Annotated in this window: 17 protein-coding genes and 1 pseudogene; 17 read left to right on the plus strand and 1 reads right to left on the minus strand. The window is 66.9% G+C overall.

From position 1 onward, the window contains the following. The first annotated feature begins 40 nt into the window (after window positions 1-40). The 13 genes from J2X92_RS04490 to J2X92_RS29565 all read left to right on the plus strand — a co-directional run bounded on the left by J2X92_RS04490 (window position 41) and on the right by J2X92_RS29565 (window position 12707). Window positions 41-979: a dioxygenase family protein gene (locus tag J2X92_RS04490; RefSeq protein WP_307573706.1), complete on the plus strand. Its 939-nt coding sequence runs from the start codon at window positions 41-43 to the stop codon at window positions 977-979. Next, entirely contained in the window at window positions 976-1782 is an 807-nt protein-coding gene (locus J2X92_RS04495) for a citryl-CoA lyase (RefSeq protein WP_307573708.1), read from the plus strand. The genes J2X92_RS04490 and J2X92_RS04495 overlap by 4 nt, the downstream gene beginning before the upstream one ends. Next, window positions 1779-2729: a Bug family tripartite tricarboxylate transporter substrate binding protein gene (locus tag J2X92_RS04500; RefSeq protein WP_307573710.1), complete on the plus strand. Its 951-nt coding sequence runs from the start codon at window positions 1779-1781 to the stop codon at window positions 2727-2729. The genes J2X92_RS04495 and J2X92_RS04500 overlap by 4 nt, the downstream gene beginning before the upstream one ends. A gap of 100 nt (window positions 2730-2829) precedes the next feature. Then, window positions 2830-3810 carry a Bug family tripartite tricarboxylate transporter substrate binding protein gene (locus tag J2X92_RS04505; RefSeq protein ID WP_307573712.1) on the plus strand — a complete coding sequence of 327 codons (981 nt, stop codon included), beginning with the start codon at window positions 2830-2832 and terminating at the stop codon, window positions 3808-3810. A gap of 84 nt (window positions 3811-3894) precedes the next feature. Beyond that, the gene (locus J2X92_RS04510; RefSeq protein WP_093013387.1) at window positions 3895-4569 is read left to right on the plus strand and encodes a response regulator; all 675 of its coding nucleotides are present in this window, start codon (window positions 3895-3897) and stop codon (window positions 4567-4569) included. Then, window positions 4556-5953, plus strand: a complete 1398-nt coding sequence (locus tag J2X92_RS04515; protein ID WP_307573714.1) for a sensor histidine kinase — start codon at window positions 4556-4558, stop codon at window positions 5951-5953. Before J2X92_RS04510 ends, J2X92_RS04515 begins: the two co-directional genes overlap by 14 nt. A 141-nt stretch (window positions 5954-6094) precedes the next feature. Further along, window positions 6095-6805 carry a TerC family protein gene (locus J2X92_RS04520; protein WP_307573716.1) on the plus strand — a complete coding sequence of 237 codons (711 nt, stop codon included), beginning with the start codon at window positions 6095-6097 and terminating at the stop codon, window positions 6803-6805. Between the two features lie 10 nt (window positions 6806-6815). Then, the gene (locus tag J2X92_RS04525; RefSeq protein ID WP_307573718.1) at window positions 6816-7250 is read left to right on the plus strand and encodes a universal stress protein; all 435 of its coding nucleotides are present in this window, start codon (window positions 6816-6818) and stop codon (window positions 7248-7250) included. Between the two features lie 207 nt (window positions 7251-7457). After that, window positions 7458-10481 (plus strand): PAS domain-containing protein, encoded by a 3024-nt coding sequence (locus J2X92_RS04530; protein WP_307573720.1) that lies wholly within the window; start codon window positions 7458-7460, stop codon window positions 10479-10481. A 104-nt stretch (window positions 10482-10585) separates the two neighbouring features. Then, window positions 10586-11329, plus strand: coding sequence for an RNA polymerase sigma factor (locus J2X92_RS04535; RefSeq protein ID WP_307573722.1), 744 nt, complete (start codon window positions 10586-10588; stop codon window positions 11327-11329). Between the two features lie 2 nt (window positions 11330-11331). Then, window positions 11332-11901, plus strand: coding sequence for a ferritin-like domain-containing protein (locus tag J2X92_RS04540; RefSeq protein ID WP_307573723.1), 570 nt, complete (start codon window positions 11332-11334; stop codon window positions 11899-11901). After that, window positions 11898-12293, plus strand: a complete 396-nt coding sequence (locus J2X92_RS04545) for a c-type cytochrome (RefSeq protein WP_307573725.1) — start codon at window positions 11898-11900, stop codon at window positions 12291-12293. The genes J2X92_RS04540 and J2X92_RS04545 overlap by 4 nt, the downstream gene beginning before the upstream one ends. A gap of 120 nt (window positions 12294-12413) precedes the next feature. Beyond that, window positions 12414-12707, plus strand: a complete 294-nt coding sequence (locus J2X92_RS29565; protein ID WP_373424779.1) for a YciI family protein — start codon at window positions 12414-12416, stop codon at window positions 12705-12707. A gap of 95 nt (window positions 12708-12802) precedes the next feature. Here J2X92_RS29565 and J2X92_RS04550 read toward each other — a convergent pair. Beyond that, a pseudogene (locus tag J2X92_RS04550) lies at window positions 12803-13290 on the minus strand (M20/M25/M40 family metallo-hydrolase); the annotation flags it as partial. 106 nt (window positions 13291-13396) lie between these two features. Here J2X92_RS04550 and J2X92_RS04555 point away from each other — a divergent pair. From J2X92_RS04555 to J2X92_RS04570, 4 genes are all read left to right on the plus strand, one after another. Further along, window positions 13397-14275 carry a LysR family transcriptional regulator gene (locus J2X92_RS04555; protein ID WP_307573727.1) on the plus strand — a complete coding sequence of 293 codons (879 nt, stop codon included), beginning with the start codon at window positions 13397-13399 and terminating at the stop codon, window positions 14273-14275. Window positions 14276-14409: 134 nt separating this feature from the next. After that, entirely contained in the window at window positions 14410-15195 is a 786-nt protein-coding gene (locus tag J2X92_RS04560) for an aldolase (RefSeq protein WP_307573858.1), read from the plus strand. 36 nt (window positions 15196-15231) lie between these two features. Then, window positions 15232-16575 carry an MFS transporter gene (locus J2X92_RS04565; protein ID WP_307573729.1) on the plus strand — a complete coding sequence of 448 codons (1344 nt, stop codon included), beginning with the start codon at window positions 15232-15234 and terminating at the stop codon, window positions 16573-16575. Between the two features lie 2 nt (window positions 16576-16577). Next, a complete protein-coding gene (locus J2X92_RS04570; RefSeq protein WP_307573730.1) occupies window positions 16578-17180 on the plus strand; it encodes a 2-hydroxychromene-2-carboxylate isomerase in 603 nt (200 codons plus the stop codon). Window positions 17181-17208 lie beyond the last annotated feature (28 nt).

Here is a 17208-nt window from a genome sequence, read left to right on the forward strand (position 1 = left end):
GCCCGAAGCCATTCAACAAAAAGCAGGAGACAAGCAAGCCATGACCCCATCGAACGAAAGCGAGCTGACGCAGACCGTGCTGCAGAGCCTGGAGGGCGCGCGCGACGCACGCTTCGCCCAGGTCATGCAGTCGCTGATCACGCACCTGCATGCCTTCATCCGCGAGGTGGACCTGACGCCCGCGGAGTGGATGCGGGGCATCGAGTTCCTGACCGCCACCGGCCAGACCTGCACCGACAAGCGCCAGGAGTTCATCCTGCTGTCTGACACGCTGGGCGCGTCGATGATGGTGGTGATCCTTGACCAGCTGCGCGCCGCAGCGGGCAAGCGCGGCCGGGCGGGCGCCGAGGCCACGCAGGCCACCGAGATCACCGAAGCCACGCACGCGACGGTGCAGGGCCCCTTCTACTGGGAGGGCGCGCCCGACCTGCCGCTCGGCGCCGACGTGGCGCAGGGCGCGCGCGGCGAGCCGACCTTCTACAGCGGCCGCATCACCGACACCGAGGGCCGGCCGCTCGCGGGCGCGCTGCTCGACATCTGGTCCGGCGACGGCGAGGGCGTGTACGACATGCAGGTCGAAGGTGCCGCCATGGCGGCGCGCGGACGCATCCGCACCGACAGCGAGGGCCGCTACTGGTTCTGGTCGATCCGGCCGAGCTTCTATCCGATCCCGACCGACGGCCCGGTAGGACGCATGCTGGAAGCCATGGGCCGCCATCCGAACCGGCCCGGCCACATCCACATGATGGTCTCGGCGCCGGGCCACGTGCCCGTGACCACGCATCTCTTCGTGGCCGGCAGCCCGTACATCGAGTCCGACGCCGTGTTCGGCGTGCGTCCAAGGCTCATCGTCGATTTCGAATCGCATCCCGCGGGCCGCGCGCCCGACGGCCGGACGCTGCAGACCCCGTACTGGTCCGCGCACTACGACTTCCGCCTTGAACCCCGCATGCCTGAACACCAGAAATACGCCACATGAAAATCGGAAAGTCCACCGTCCCGAGCACCGCCATCTGCACCTCGGACGAACACACCATCGTCGTGCGCGGCCAGGACCTGTGCCAGGAGCTCATCGGCCACCTGTCCTTCACGGATTATTTCTTCCTGCTGCTCACCGGCCGCCGCCCCGATGCGGCCTGCAGCGTGGTGCTCGATGCCACGCTGGTCGCCATTGCCGAACACGGCCTCGTGCCGAGCGTGCAGGCCAGCCGCATGACCTTCGCGGCGGCGCCCGATGCGCTGCAGGGCGCGGTGGCGGCGGGGATCCTGGGCTGCGGCTCGGTCATCCTCGGTGCGTCTGAAACGGCCGGCCGCCTGTTCATGGACGTGGCGGCACGCGTCGACGCGGGTGCCGGGCTGCACGACGCGGCCACGGCGGCCATCACCGAGCTGAAAGCCGCGCGCGCGCCGATCCCGGGCTATGGCCATCCGCTGCACAAGTCGCGCGATCCCCGGGTCGAGCGCCTGATCGACGTGGCGGCGCAGGCGGGCGCCGACCTGCGCTACGTGCGCATCGCGCAGGCGCTGGAGGAGGTGATTCCGGACATCGTCGGCAAGGCGCTGCGCATGAATGTCTCGGCGGCGATTCCAGCGGTGCTGCTGGGCGTCGGGTTTCCTGTCGCGTCGCTGCGCGGCGTGCCCATCCTGGCGCGCACGGCGGGCCTGATCGCCCACCTGGGGGAAGAGGCTGAGACGCCGAGCGGCTTCGCGCTGTCCTACCAGGCCACGCGCGAGCTGCGATACGACGGCAGCGTGCCGGCGGGCTTCGGAGCGGCCTCATGAAGCGTCGCCCATGGCTGGCCGCGGCAACGCTGTGGACGGCCGGCGCCTGGGCCCAGGCCGGCGACGGCCGTGCCATCAAGCTGGTCGTGCCGTTCGCGGCCGGCACCTCGACCGACATCGTGGCGCGCGTGCTGGCCGACGCGCTGGGGCGCCAGCTCTCGCAGCCAGTGATCGTCGACAACAAGCCTGGCGCGGGCGGCGCCATCGGCAGCGAACTGGCCGCGCGCTCGGGCGCCGACGGACACACCGTACTGCTCGGCACCGTCGGCACGCATGCGATCAACGCCTCGCTCTACAAGCGGCTCTCCTACCAGCCGCAACGGGACTTCGTGCCGCTCGGATTCATCGGAGCCACGCCCACGCTGCTGGTGGTGTCGGCCGCGGCGCCATGGAAGAGCGTGGCCGACCTGCGGGGCGCCAGCGGCAAGTCGATGAGCTTTGCCTCGGCGGGCAACGGCACCTCGGGCCATCTGGCGGGCGAGACGCTGAACCTGCGGCTCGGCAAGGACTTCGTGCACGTGCCGTACCGCGACGGCGCGCAGGCACTCACCGAAGTGATGGCGGGCAACGTGCATTTCATGTTCTATCACCCGGCCGCCGTGTTGCCGCAGATCCGCGCCGGCAAGCTGCGCGCGCTCGGCGTGTCGAGCGCGAAGCGGAGCCTGGCTGCACCCGAGGTTCCCACACTCGCGGAGCAGGGCATCGCCAACTTCGATCTCGTGGCCTGGTTCATGTTGTATGCACCGGTCGACATGCCCGCCGCGCAGCGCGATCGCCTGCGCGATGCCACGCAGGCGGTGCTCGCACAGGCGGCGGTGCGCGACAAGCTCGCGGCCCAGGGCATCGAACCGATGGCCATGACCGCGGCGGAGATGGTGGCGTTCGGCGCGGCCGAGATCGCGAAGTGGGGCGAGGCGGTGCGGCGCTCGGGCGCGCAGGTGGATTGAAGAGAAAGAGAAGAAGAGAAGAAGAGCCAAATGCCCGGCCATATCGGGCGGCAAGCGGAATGTTCAAAAACGGGCACAGCGTTGCCCAAGGAGACAAGAAATGCGTTCGACTACCCTCAAGAAAATGCTTGGCCTGGTGCTGGGCCTTGCGGCCGGGCTGGCATCGACCCTGTCGGCTGCGCAGACGGCGGAATGGCCGAGCAAGCCGATCAGGATCGTGGTCGGGTTCGCGCCCGGCACGCCGCCCGACATCTTCGCGCGCATGTACGGCGACTACGCGAGCCGCAAGCTCGGTGTGCCGGTGCTCATCGACAACAAGCCCGGCACCGCGGGCAACCTCGCGTCCGACACGGTGGCCAAGGCGCCGGCCGACGGCTACACCTTTCTCTACAACCTCTCCACGGCGTTCACGATCAACCCGTACATCTACAGCAAGCTGCCGTTCGATCCGGACAAGGACCTGGTGCCCGTCGCCACGACGATGCGCCAGGGCCTCGTGCTGATCGCGAATGCGAAGTTCCCGGCCAAGACCATCAAGGACCTCGTGGCCGCGGCCAAGGAGAAGCCCGGCGTCTACTCGCATGCCTCCTACGGCGCGGGCAGCCCGTCGCAGCTGATCGTCGAGTCGCTCAAGGACGAGGTCGGCATCACCATGCTGCACGTGCCGTACCGCGCGAGCCCGATCGCCGACCTGGTGGGCGGACAGGTCGATACGCTGATGGAGCCCATCGCCACGGGCTATCCGCTCATCAGCAGCGGCCGCGTCCATGCGCTGGCCTATTCGGGGCCCACACGCCACCCCGCGCTGCCCGACGTGCCCACGCTGTCCGAGGTGATGCCGGGCTTTTCGATGATGTCGTGGCACGGCATCTGGGCACCCGCGAACACGCCGACCGCGGTGCTCGAACGGTTCAATGCGGTGTTCGTCGAGGCCAGCAAGGACCCCGACCTCGCCAAGCGCATCAAGGACCTCAACAGCGAGCCGCTCGGCGTGTCACGCACCGAAATGACCGCCATGGTGCGCCGCGATGCCGAGATCTACAGCCGTGTCGTGAAGGCCCGCAACATCCGCGTGGACTGACCGGGAAGCCCGCGGCGGATCGCCGCCTCCCCTCGAAGCATTGCGGTTAGCATATTCCGCTGCACAAGGGCGGGGTGCCAACCAATGCGGATATTGCTTGTAGAGGACGACAAGGTACTGGCGGACGCGCTCTCGCGTGCGCTGGTGCAGTCCGCCCACGCCGTGGACATCGTCTCCACTGGCGAAGAGGCCGACCATGCGCTCGCCCTCGGCATCTACGATCTCGCGATCCTCGACATCGGCTTGCCAAAGCTCAGCGGCCTGGACGTGCTGCGCCGGCTGCGTGCGCGCAAGTCCACCATGCCGGTGCTGATGCTGACTGCGTTCGACACGCTGCAGGACCGCGTGCGCGGGCTCGACCTGGGCGCCGACGACTACCTGGCCAAGCCCTTCGACCTGCCGGAGCTTGAAGCGCGCGTGCGTGCGCTGCTGCGCCGCAGTACCAACTCCACGCCGTTTCTGGAACACGGCCGGCTGCGCTTCGACACCGTGGGCCGGCGCGTGTTCTACGACAAGCGACCTCTGGATTTGTCGCCGCGCGAGCTCGCCGTGCTCGAGCTGCTGATGATGCGCGAAGGTCGCGTCGTTGGCAAAGAGCAGATGGTTAACCATCTCTACGGCTGGGGCGACGAGGTCGGCGAGAACGCGATCGAGGTCAACGTCTACCGGCTGCGCAAGAAGCTGGAGCCGCTCGGGTGCGAGATCCGCACGGTGCGCGGCATGGGCTACCTGATGGACCGCAGCGATGCGGAAACCTGAGCCGAGGCTGCGGCGCAAGCTGCTGGCCTGGCTGCTCGGACCGCTTGTGGTGCTGCTGGTGCTCGACACCGGAGCCGCCTACTGGAACTCGCTGCGTTTTTCCGACCTGGCCTACGACCGCGCGCTGTACGAGATCGGGCGCGAGATCGTGCTGCACGTGAAGCTCGACGACGGCACACGTCCGCGGCTCGATCTTTCCGAGGCCGCGAGCAACATCCTCTTGCTCGACCAGGAAGACCTGCTCTTCTACCGCGTGGTCGGCGAGGACGGCACGACGCTCGGCGGCGACGCCGAAATGCCGCCGCCGCAGCGCGCCGCAGAACCCGGCAAGCCGCGCGTCTACCGCGACACGGTGCGAGGCGAGCCGGTGCGCATGCTCGTGGCGTGGATGCCCGTTGGCGCCGACGCCGCGACGCCGAAGGTCCTGGTCCAGGTCGCCGAGACCCTGCACAAGCGCACGCGCCTGGCCTGGGAAATGGTCGCCAACGTGGTGGTGCCGCAGCTGCTCCTGATCGTGATGGCCACGGCCGTGGTCTGGTTCGGCGTCTCGCGCGGACTCGAGCCGCTGCAGCGGCTGCGGCGCGCGGTGTCCGATCGGTCGCACCTGGACCTGAGCCCGATCGATACGCACGACGTGCCAGGCGAGGTGCGGCCGCTGGTGGATGAAGTCAACGAGCTGATGGCGCGCCTGGGGCGCACCTTCGACTTCCAGAGCCGCTTCGTGGCCGATGCCGCGCACCAGCTGAAGACACCCGTCAGCGGCCTGAAGGCGCAGATCGAACTGGCGTTGCGGGAGAACGACGCGGAACGCGTGCGCCACTCGCTCGCGCAGCTCTACATCAGTGCCGACCGGCTCTCGCGGCTGGTGCGGCAGCTGCTCTCTCTCGCCCGCAACGAGCCCGGCGCGCTTGACGCCATGCAACTGCAGCCGCTCGACCTGAATGCCTACGTGCTCGAGGTCAGCATGGACTGGGTGCCGCAGGCGCTCAAGCGCGACATCGACCTCGGCTTCGAAGGCGTCGAGCATCCGCTGGTGATCAACGCCGACCGGGACCGCTTGCGCGAGCTGATCAACAACCTGATCGACAACGCGATCCGCTACAGCCAGCCGAGCGGCCGCGTGACGGTTCGGGTGAGCCAGAGCGATGGCGACCACTGTCGCTTGGCCATCAGCGACGACGGGCCGAGCGTACCGGTGGAGGAGCGCGCGCGCATCTTCGAGCGCTTTCACCGCCTGCTCGGCACGCAGGAGGATGGCAGCGGTCTGGGCCTTGCCATCGTCAGCGAGATCGCCACGCTGCACGGCGCGCGCATCACGCTGGAGGAAGACATCGACGGCGTGGGCAACACCTTCAGCGTCTTCTTCCCGTTGCGCTCGGCCTGAACCGGCGGGCCGACTGTAAGCTGGCTGACAGCTGGCAGACAAGCAACTGACAGCCTGACGGCAGAAAGGTGACAGCGCAGGCCCGTAGCCTCGGACCCGACGGAACCGATGTGGTTCCGCGCCCCACTTCGAGGAGACACCATGTCGTTTTTGTCCAGTCCGGATTTCTGGATTGCCCTTTCGCAGATCATCCTGATCAACATCGTCCTGAGCGGCGACAACGCCGTGGTCATTGCGATGGCCTCCCGCTCGCTGCCGCCTGCGCAGCAGAAGAAAGCAATCCTGTTCGGCAGCATGGGCGCCATCGTGCTGCGCGTGGTGCTGACCTTCTTTGCCGTGTACCTGCTGACGCTGCCTTACCTCAAGCTGGTGGGTGCGGCGCTGCTGTTCTGGATCGGCATTGGCCTGCTCAAGGGCGATGAAGGCGAAGAAAACCTGGACGGGCATTCGAGCCTGGCCGCCGCCATCAAGACCATCGTGGTCGCTGACCTGGTCATGAGCCTGGACAACGTCGTGGGCGTTGCCGCCGCTGCCAAGGGCAACGTGCCGCTGCTGGTGTTCGGTCTCGTGATCAGCATTCCGCTGATCATCTTCGGCAGCACGCTGATCCTGAAGCTCATGGATCGCTTCCCGATCATCATCACGCTCGGTGCAGCCCTGCTCGGCTGGGTCGCCGGCGAGATGGCGATGTCGGATCCGTCCATCGCTGGATGGGCCGCCAACCAGCATGCGCTGCACAAGATCGTGCCCGCGATCGGCGCCATCTCCGTCGTCGTGATCGGCAAGTGGCTGACCAGCCGCCGGAAGCAAGAGCCGGCGCAAGAGCCGGAACCCGCCAACCAGTCGGCTTGAAGGTGTTGGCGTGAGACGGCGCATTCTGGTCCCCATCGACCCGACCGAGCCGGCCCGCACGCGCTCTGCCATCGAGCAGGTCGTGCGCATCTGCCGGCATGAGCCGGCGGCCGTCCGGCTGCTGCGGGTACAGCCCGTGGTCTCCGGCCACGTCGCGATGTTTTTCGACGCGCAGGAGCTGCGCGAGCTGCAGCAAAGCGCGGGCGCAGAAGAACTGCAGTTCGCGCAAAACCTGCTCGCCATGTCGGGCGTGTCGTGCAGCAGCACCGTGGTGATCGGCCGCAGCGCCGAAACCATCGTTGCGGCCGCACGCGACTTCGGATGCGATCGCATCGTCTTCGGCCGCGAGGAGCCCAGCCTCGCCGGGCGCATCTTCGGCTCGCTGGCGCAGCAAGTGCGCCAGCTGCTGGGCGCGAGCGGCGATCTGCAGGTCATCGGCTCCTGACCTCGGCACCGGCTTCGGCCGGTTCCCGCAGTCCGTTGTTCGGCGGAAGGGCCTGCAATAGCGAATGCATTCGTACTAAACAAGGCGTCATCCAATCGATGACGCCTTTTCTTTTGCCCGCAAGCTGCTGGAAGGGCACTGCAAGGCCCGTTGCTATCATCGAAAAATGCAGCCCAGAACGACCGCCTTGGCGGCGAAGGAGACACATTGCGGCTCAAGCTGAGAACGAAGACCGCACTGCTGGTCACATCGCTCGTGCTCGCCCTGGTGGGTGCCACCGGCGGGTGGCAATACCGAAACCTCTCCAGCGAGTACGTCGACCTGATGCGCGAGCAGCAGCAGGCGCTGACCGAGAGCGCCGCGGCGGATCTCGACTACAAGCTGGGCGTACATCTGGCCGCCCTGTCGCGTGCGGCCCGCGAGCTCGGCGAACGCGGCTTCGCCGATCCCGCGGCGCAGCAGCGCTTCCTCGCGGACAAGGACCTGCGCGCGATGTTCGACAACGCCGCGCTGGCCACGCCCGACGGCGCCATCGTCGCCATCAATCCGCCCGCCGCCCAGCCGCCGAACGTTGCCGACCGCGACTACTTCAAGCGGGTGCGTGACCTGCGCCAACCCGCCATCTCCGCGCCCTTGCTCACCAAGGGCAGCCACCAGCCGGCCGTGGTCATGGCCGTACCCGTCGAGGCACCGGACGGCCGCCTCATCGGCGTGCTCGGTGCGGCGCTGAACCTGCAGCGCGCCAACGTGCTCGGCGACTTGAGCCGCGCCAGCGTCGGCCGCGGTGGGCACTACGAGATCGTCACACGCGGCGAGTCTCCACAGGTGGTCATGCACCCCGACGCAAAGCGGCTGCTCACGCCCGCCGCCGCCACCACGGTGGCCTATACCGCCGGTCCGGAGAACGATCTTGCAACTCACGCCACGGTGCGCAGTGCCAACTGGGACTTGCGCCTGGTGGTGCCGGCACACGCTGCTTACGCGCCGCTTGAGCAGGCGCGGCGCAACCTGCTGCTGCAGTTGCTCTGGCTCGGCCTGGGTTGCGCATTCCTGGTATGGCTCGGTACGGCCTGGGTCATGCGCCCCCTGGAGGCGCTGAGCAACGCCATCCGCACCTTGCGCCGTTCACCCGACAGCCAGGTCGCGCTCGATGTCGTGGCCAACGACGAGCGCGGCGATCTGGCGCGCGAGTTCGATGCGTTGATGGCCGAGCTGCGCGAGCAGCGGCTCGAGGTGGCCGCGGTCACCGATGCATCGCCCGTGGGATTGTTCCGCTGCGACAGCAGCGGCCGCATGACCTACGTGAACGACGAGTACCTGGCCATTCACGGACTCGCGCGTGAAGATGCGGAAGAAGGATGGCTCACGCTCGTGCGCAAGGAAATCCGCGATGAGGTCCGCAAGGAATGGATCCGCCTCGTCAATACCGACGAACCGCTGAACGCCACGCGCCGGCTGCACCGCAAGGACGGCACCCGTGTGCTGGTGGCCTTGCGAAGCCGGCCCGTGCGCGCGGAGGGCCGCGTCGCCGGCCATGTCGGAACGGTGACCGACATCACCGAGCGCACGCAGGCCGAGCGGGCCCTTCGCACGCTCACGGCCATCTTCGACAAGACCACGGACTACATCATTCAGAACGATGCCACGGGGCGCCTCATCTACATGAATCCGGCCGCGCGCCGCCGCACGGGCGTGGACCTCGATGCGCCGATCGAGAAGCTGAAGGTGTCCGACTTCAATCCACCGCAAACGCTGGAGCGATTCAGGTCCGAGGTGGTGCCGACCGCGATCGCCACCGGAGTCTGGGTGGGCGAGTCGCTGGTGTGGGACATCCAGCGGCGAGCGTTTCCGGTCAGCCACATGGTGATTGCGCACCGCGACAAGCAGGGCAAGCTGGAGTACTTCTCGGGGCTGATGCGCGACATCTCGGACGCCAAGGCCGCGGAGCAGGCGCTGCGCGACAGCGAACACCGCCTGCGCATGGTCACCGACCACCTGCCGGCACTCATCTCCTATCTGGACCGCGACCTGCGCTTCCGCTTCGTCAACAAGGCGTACCAAGACTGGTTCGGCGCCGAACCGCGGCAGCTGCTTGGCCGCAGCCTGCAGGAGTTCTATGGCAACGAGGCCTGGGCGCAGATGGAACCTTACATCCGCGCTGCCCTGGGCGGACGGCAGGTGACCTACGAACGTCGGGTGACGGGCCCCGGCGGCCGCCGCGACATCCAGGCCACGCTGGTGCCGGAGCGCAACGAGGCGGGCGAGGTGATGGGCCTCTATACGCTGGACAGCGACATCACCGCGCACCACGAGGCGGAGGAGGCGCTGCAGGAGAGCGAGGCCCGCCTGCGCACCGTGGCCGACGCGCTGCCGATGCGCGTGGCCTACATCGATGCAGACGAACGCTACCGCTTCAACAACCTGGCCTACGAGCGCGAGTTCGGGCTCTCCCGCGACCAGATCCAGGGACACACCGTGCATGAACTCCTGGGCGACCCAGCCTACGAGAGCGTCAAGCCGCACATCCGCGCCGCGCTGGCCGGCGAGGTCGTCACCTTCCAGAGCGAGGTCAGCCAGAGCGACAGCTACAACTGCTACGAGGCCCAGTACATTCCGCAGCCCGCGGCAAACACCGAAACCATCGTCGGCTTCCACGCCGTGATCACCGACATCACGCGGCAGAAGCTCGAAGAGAAGCGGCTGGTGAACCTGGCGCAGATCGATCCGCTCACCAGCCTGGCCAATCGCGCGGGTTTCGAAGCGCGCCTGGGCGAGGCCATGGACCGCAGCCGGAGCGCGGGCGCGCTGATGGCGCTGATGTACCTGGACATCGATGGCTTCAAGCAGATCAACGACCAGTTCGGCCATCAGACGGGCGATGAACTGCTGAAGGCCTTCGCGGGCAGGTTGTCGCAGGGCTTGCGCTCCACCGATGTGCGCGCGCGCCTGGGCGGCGACGAGTTCACCGTCATCATGGAGGGGCTGCCCCATGCCGACATCGCGGTGTCCGCCGCGACCAAGCTCGTGGCGGCGATGCAAACGCCTTTCATCATCGAGCAGCAGCGAACGATCGACATCACCGCAAGCATCGGCCTGGCGTTCTACCAGGGCGGCGACGCGACGGCCGCTGCGCTGGTCAAGCAGGCGGACGAGATGCTCTATCAGGCCAAGCGGTCGGGTCGCAACAATGTCCAGGCCGCGGCGCTGCCGGTCGAGGGCGATCGGCCGTAGTCTCTTCGGCTTTGCCTGGAGGGTTGCACGGCGTGTGTTGAAGTCTTGAAAAAAGATGAAACGCGGCGCGCGGCTGCTCCATCCAATGGACAGGAGAAGCACACATGTCCCAAGCCGTCCCCACCCCACCTGCCGTACCCGCCAGTGCGGAACTCGCTTCCGATCGCGAGTTGGCCGCCCGAGCCGCGCAGGGCGACACGCCGGCCTTCGAATGCATCATGCGCCGCCACAACCGGCTGCTCTTCCGCACGGCGCGCAGCATTCTCAAGAGCGACGAAGAGACCGAGGATGCGCTCCAGGAGAGCTACCTTCGCGCCTGGCGTGCGATGGGCAGCTTTCGGGACGATGCGCAGCTCTCCACGTGGCTCGTCCGCATCGTCATCAACGAAGCCCTGGGCCGGCTGCGGCGCCGGGGTGCGCAGGTGATTCCCCTCGACGGCGCCGCGGCGCCCGGTCTCGATGAGGAGACCGAATCGACCGTGGCGGACGACCCCGACGAACAACCGGAGCGCCTTGCCATGCGGGAAGAACTTCGCCAGCTGATGGAGCGCCGCATCGATCGGCTGCCGGATGCCTACCGCACCGTCTTCATGCTGCGCGCGGTCGAAGAAATGAGCGTTGCCGAAACAGCGGCCGCGCTGGCGTTGCCGGAAGCGACCGTGCGCACCCGCTTCTTTCGTGCACGCAGCCTGCTGCGCGAGAGCCTCTCGCGCGACATGGACGTGGCGATGGGCGACGCATTTTCATTCGACGGCGCGCGCTGCGATCGCATCGTGGCGGGCGTGCTGGCGAGCCTGGCCGGCGAGCGGGACTTACCCGCCGACGACCTTCACCCAAGAGGAAAATAACCATGTCTTTCTTTCAAATGACTTCTCCTGCCGCCGCGCGGCGCATGTTCCTGGGCCGCTCGGGCCTGGTCCTCTCCGGTGCCGCGGTTGCACTGCTGGCCGGCCAGGACGCACTGGCGGCCAAGACGGGCGGCGCGACCGGCAACGACGTGCAGATCCTCAACACCGCCCTGGCCGCGGAACTCGAGGCGATTGCGGCCTACCAGGCCGGCGCCGAGAGCAAGCTGCTCGAAAAGGCCGTGCTCGACCTTGCCGTGACCTTCCAAGGTCATCACAAGGAGCACGCCGACCTGCTTGCCAAGACGGTCGCCAAGCTCGGCGGCAAGGCCGTGTCGGCCCAGGCCAGCTATGGCTTTCCCCTGGAAGCGCTCAAGTCCCAGGCGGACGTGCTGCGCTTCGCGGCCAAGCTGGAGCAGGGCGCAGTGAGCGCGTACCTTGGCGCGGTGCCCCTGTTCGGCAACCGCGATCTGTCGAAGGCCGCTGCAAGCATTCTTGGCGATGAGGCCATGCATTGGGCCGTGCTGCGCCAGGCACTCGGCGAGGCCCCGGTTCCTTCGGCCTTCATGTCGTGACCTTCGGCCGATGGCTCCTGGCGGTCGGGGCACTGGCTGCCGGAGCGCACGCCCAGGCAGCGCCCGATGCGGTGCGCGGCGAGCAGGTGTATGCACGCTGCCTCGCCTGCCATGCACTGGCGGTCGACCGCGTCGGTCCCAGGCACTGCGGCCTGTTCGGCCGCTTGGCCGGTAGCGTGCCCGGCTTCAGCTATTCGGAGGCCATGAAGAAGTCGAAGATCATCTGGAACGACAAGACGCTCGACAGGTTCTTGGCCAAGCCTCTTGCCGTGGTGCCCGGTACCGCGATGACCTACGACGGCGTGCCTGATGCGGGAGACCGGGCGGACCTGATCGCGTATCTTAGGCAAGCCGACGAAACCCCTGCGTGCGCTGCGGCTGCGCGCCGCTGACATCCGAACCGGGGCCAAACGAGAAGGAGGTTCTGGTAGCCTCCGCAGCGCACTGTGACCTGACAATGTCGAAAGACAAATACCCTCGCCCGAAGTTTTTTTGATCGCAGAGACCATCCAATGCAATTTGCTCTAGTTGCCCACGACTACGAAGACGCTGGAGCGCTTGAAAGGCGCCTAGCGTGCCGCGACTCGCACTTAGCCCGGTTGCGCGAATTGGCCGCTGCGGGCTCGTTCCTCAGCGGCGGCGTCGTGCTTGACCAGAACGGCAAGATGGTCGGATCGAACGCGCACTTCTCCTTTCCTGACCGCGCCGCGTTAGATGCTTGGTTGGCGGCCGACCCATACGTCGTTCAGCGGGTTTGGGAGAGAGTCGAAGTTAGTGAAATCCGACTGTTAAATTCTGCTGGTTGAAGGTCGGGGCCGCCCTGCACCGTAGCGGCCCACCATGGTCGCATGGCGGACAAACCTGCTGGCCAGCCGCACGGGTTCATTCCAGTCGCCCGGCTTCATGCAGCAAGACGCAGAAAGCGTTCAACCAACAGTACCCAGAACGCCGAGCCAACGGCCACGTTGTCGTCGTTGAAGTCGTAGCCGGGGTTGTGCACCATGCAGGCGCCGTGGCTGTCGCCTTCGCCATTGCCAATCTGTACATAGCTGCCGGGTACGCGCTCGAGCATGAATGCGAAGTCTTCGCTGGCAGGCACTGCCGGTCCTTGCAGAACGACCCGGTCGGCGCCAACCAGTTCGAGTGCGACTTCGCGCGCCAGGGCGGTTTCCTCGGGCGTGTTGACCAGCACTGCATAGCCGGGCCGCCAGTCGACGCGGGCGCCGACACCAAAGCTCTCGGCCTGTGCCGCAACGAGTGACTTGATGCGCTCTTCGAGCCTGTCGCGCACTTCTCGGCCGAGCGCAGCACGCTGATTTCGAGTACGGCGCTCTGCGGAATGACATTGTTGGCTCTGCCGGCATGAATGGCGCCGACCGTGACCACGGACTTCCTCGGCAGGCGAGGTCGCTGGTGGGCCCGATCCTTGCGTCGTACGATGCTGCGTGCGCTCGACTCTCTCAGAGGGCGCTTCCGTTCCAGACCCAAAGGTCACATGGAAACCTTCGACCGCCAGCTTCGCTATTTTCTGCAGATCGCACAGCTCAGGTCGCTTTCGCGGGCCGCTGAAGATCTGGACCAGACGCAGTCGGGCCTGAGCCGGCAGCTCGCAGCCCTCGAAGCCCACGTTGGCAAGCCGCTGTTCACACGAACCGGAAGAGGCGTCGAACTGACGGAGGCGGGCCGCCAGCTCAAGGAGCAGACCGAAGGCGCATTCCGCAGCATCGACACGGCGCTGGAGATGCTGCGGGTCCACGATGGCGTGACGCAGGGCACGGTGCGGCTTGCCGTGATCCACACCCTGAGCTACTACTTCATGGGCGAGGTCGTGGCCCGCTTCGTCAGCCAGCACGAAAGCGTCAACCTCTCGCTGCTGGCTCGCAGCTCTCCCGAGGTGGTGGAGTTCGTGGAAAGCGGCAAGGCGGATGTCGGCTTCGTCTACGACTCGGCGGTTGCATCGGCCGGCCTGGTCTCGCGGCCGCTGTTCGACGACGAGATGTGCCTGCTCGTGCCGGAGGCCAGCAACTTCGGGGATCGGATCGACCTGACCGTGCATCTGCCGAAGCTGGTCGCATTTCCTGCTCACTACATGCTGCGGCGCATGGTGCACAGCAGCGGGCTCGTTCCGCAGATCGTGGCCGAGGCCGAGACGGTCGACGCCATGCTCGAGATCGTGTCTTCCGGCGTCGGGTGCTGCATCCTGCCGTGCCGGATTCCCGACAAGCTGCTGATCGACCACCGCCTGCGCAAGGTCGCCATCACTAGGCCGACGCTGCGCCGGCGGGTCGTCGTCATCGTCAAGGCCGGACGCGTGCTGCCGCCGATTGTCGAGCACCTGGTCGACGCCGCCATCGCGATCGCCGCCTCTTCCTGAGCCTCGCCGCCGCATAGGTGCTATGCGGTCTGCTGCATGGCTCGCGAAGACCCTTGTTCCGATACTTCGCACGGCAGCGGACGTGCGTGGGGTGCTCATGCAGCCGCAAACCCAAACCACGGACGGCATGCATGATGAGAGACGACCTGCGAACCAAGGAATATTTCGACGAGCGCGCGACGCGCGAGATGGCGCAGCACCTGAAGGACACGCCGCGCGACATGCGGGAGACGCTGGCCCTTGCCTGCCGGATCCTTGCGATGACGGGACAGGAGGCCGGTCTCGCCGGCCAGATCAGCGCCCGCTCGGAGCGCCCCGGCGCCTACTGGACCCTGCGATTCGGCCTCGGCTTCGACGAGGCCACGCCGGGCGACTTCATCGAAGTCGACCAGGACCTGAACACCTTGACCGGCACGGGCATGGCCAATCCGGCGACTCGATTCCATCTGTGGGTGTACCGCGCCCGCCTCGACGTGCAGTCGATGATCCACACACATTCGCCGTGGGCTTCGGCGTTGGCGGCGGCGCGCCAGCCGCTCGTCATCGCGCAGATGGACATGACGCCGCTGCACGAAGACTGCGCGTTCCTTGCCGACTGGCCGGGCGTGCCTATTGCGGATCAAGAAGGCGTGCTCATCTCCGAAGCGCTCGGCAGCAAGCGGGCGATCGTGCTCGCTCATCACGGGTACCTGACGGCCGGCCACACCATCGAAGAGGCGACCTACCTTGCCGTCTACCTGGAGCGCGCGGCACGCATGCAGCTTCGGGCGCAGGCTGCATTCGGGCCGCTCACGCCCGTTGACGACGCATTGGCCAGGGAGGCGCACGACTATCTACTCAAGCCTTCGATCGTCAACGCGACGTTCAACTACTGGTGCCGCCAGACCACGGCCCCGCGCACAGGCCATGCAGCCGCCTGAATCCCACACGCATTCGCAACACTACCTGGTGACACCATGAACACACACACTGACAGCGGTGCAAGCGAGAAGACCGGCGCCAAGCGCCGCTACGTGACGGCCGGCCTCGCAAGCATGATGGGGACCACCATCGAGTGGTACGACTTCTTTCTCTACGGAACGGCCGCCGCGTTGATCTTCAACAAGATCTTCTTCCCGGCCTTCGATCCGATCGTCGGCACCATGGCGGCCTTTGCCACCTATTCCGTCGGCTTCTTCGCGCGTCCGCTCGGCGGGATCGTGTTCGGGCACTTCGGCGACAAGGTCGGGCGCAAGTCGATGCTGCTCATCACCCTGATGCTCATGGGCGTGCCCACGATCCTGATCGGCCTGATTCCGTCCTACGAGCGGATCGGCTACTGGGGTGCCGTGCTGCTGGTGTGCATGCGCTTCCTGCAGGGCGTGGCGGTGGGCGGCGAATGGGGTGGGGCGGTGCTGATGGCGGTCGAACACGCGCCCGAAGGCAAGAAGGGATTCTTCGGAAGCCTGCCGCAAGTCGGCGTGGCACCCGGCCTCATCCTGTCTTCCCTGGCGATGGGCGCGGTTGCCAAGCTGCCCGAAGCGGACATGCTGTCCTGGGGCTGGCGCATTCCGTTCCTGGCCAGCGTCGTGCTGCTGCTCGTGGGTTGGTTCATCCGCGCGAAGGTGGCCGAGTCGCCCGATTTCCAGGGCATCGAGCAGGTGGGCAAGAAGGTGCGGGTGCCCGTGGTCGAGGTGCTGAAGAAGTACCCGCGCGAAACGCTGATCGTCGTGGGCGCCCGCCTGGCCGAGGTGACCTGGTTCTACACCACGGTGACGTTCGCGCTTGCCTATTCCACCGGGACCCTCGGCATCCCGCGCAGCACCATGCTCGATGCGATCATCTGGGGTGCCACCGCCGCGTTGCTCACGATGCCATTCTTCGGATGGCTGGGCGACAAGATCGGGCAGAAATGGGTGTTCATGCTGGGCACCGTGGGCATCCTCGCGTGCGCGCCGCTGTTCTTCTCGTTCCTTCACACACGCGAGGTCTTCTGGATCAACGCCGCGCTGGTGCTTGCCGTGGGCCTGGTGTATGCCTCGCTCTACGGACCGGAAGGCAGCCTCTTCTCCAGCCAGTTTCCTGCGGAAGTCCGCTACACCGGCATCTCTCTGGCGGTGCAGGTCTCCGGCGCCATCGGCGGCGGCCTCGCGCCCATCGTCGCGACCTGGCTGCTGGCCAAGGGCGGCGGAAATCCACAGTACGTGGTCTGGTATCTGAGCGGGCTCGGTGCACTGGCCTGCTTCAGCGCGTGGAAGATGCACGGCGACGCACGCTTCAAGGTGCTCGTTGCATCGCCCCTCGTGGCAAAGGCGCCTTGAAGATGCCGCGCACGATCGACTATTACTTCTGGATGAACTCGGACTGGGCGTACCTGGGTGCGGATCGGCTCGAGCAGCTGGCGGCGCGGCGAGGCGCTTCGATCCGCTACATGCCCGTCGATCTTCCGGCCGTGTATGCGCGCACCGGCGGCGTGATCCTGCCGAAGCGCGCGCCCGAGCGGCAGGCCTATCGCGTTGCCGAGCTGAAGCGCTGGTGCAAGCGCCTCGCCATCCATGTCAACGCAGCACCCCGGTACATGTGCCCGGATGCCGGGCTCGCGTCGCGCGTGGTCATTGCGGCCGACTCGATGGGCGTGCGGGTGGCTGCGCTCTACAAGGCCATCCTTGCGGCCGAGTGGTGCGAGGAGCAAGACATATCCGAAGCAGCGACACTGCGGGCGATCCTCCTCTTGCAGGGTCTGGAAGCCGACACGCTGCTGCGCCTGGCCGAGACGCCTGCCATCCTCGCCGCCTATGTGCGCAACACCGATGCCGCCGTCGCGGCCGGTGTCTTCGGCTCGCCCTCTTACGTGCTCGATGGAGAACTCTTCTGGGGGCAGGACCGGTTGGACTTCCTGGAGGAAGCGCTGCAGAGCGAGGGCTGATCCCAGTGAAGTGCGAGGCTGCGCGCAC

This window comes from Variovorax paradoxus (genome assembly GCF_030811855.1).
GTDB lineage: Bacteria > Pseudomonadota > Gammaproteobacteria > Burkholderiales > Burkholderiaceae_C > Variovorax > Variovorax paradoxus_L.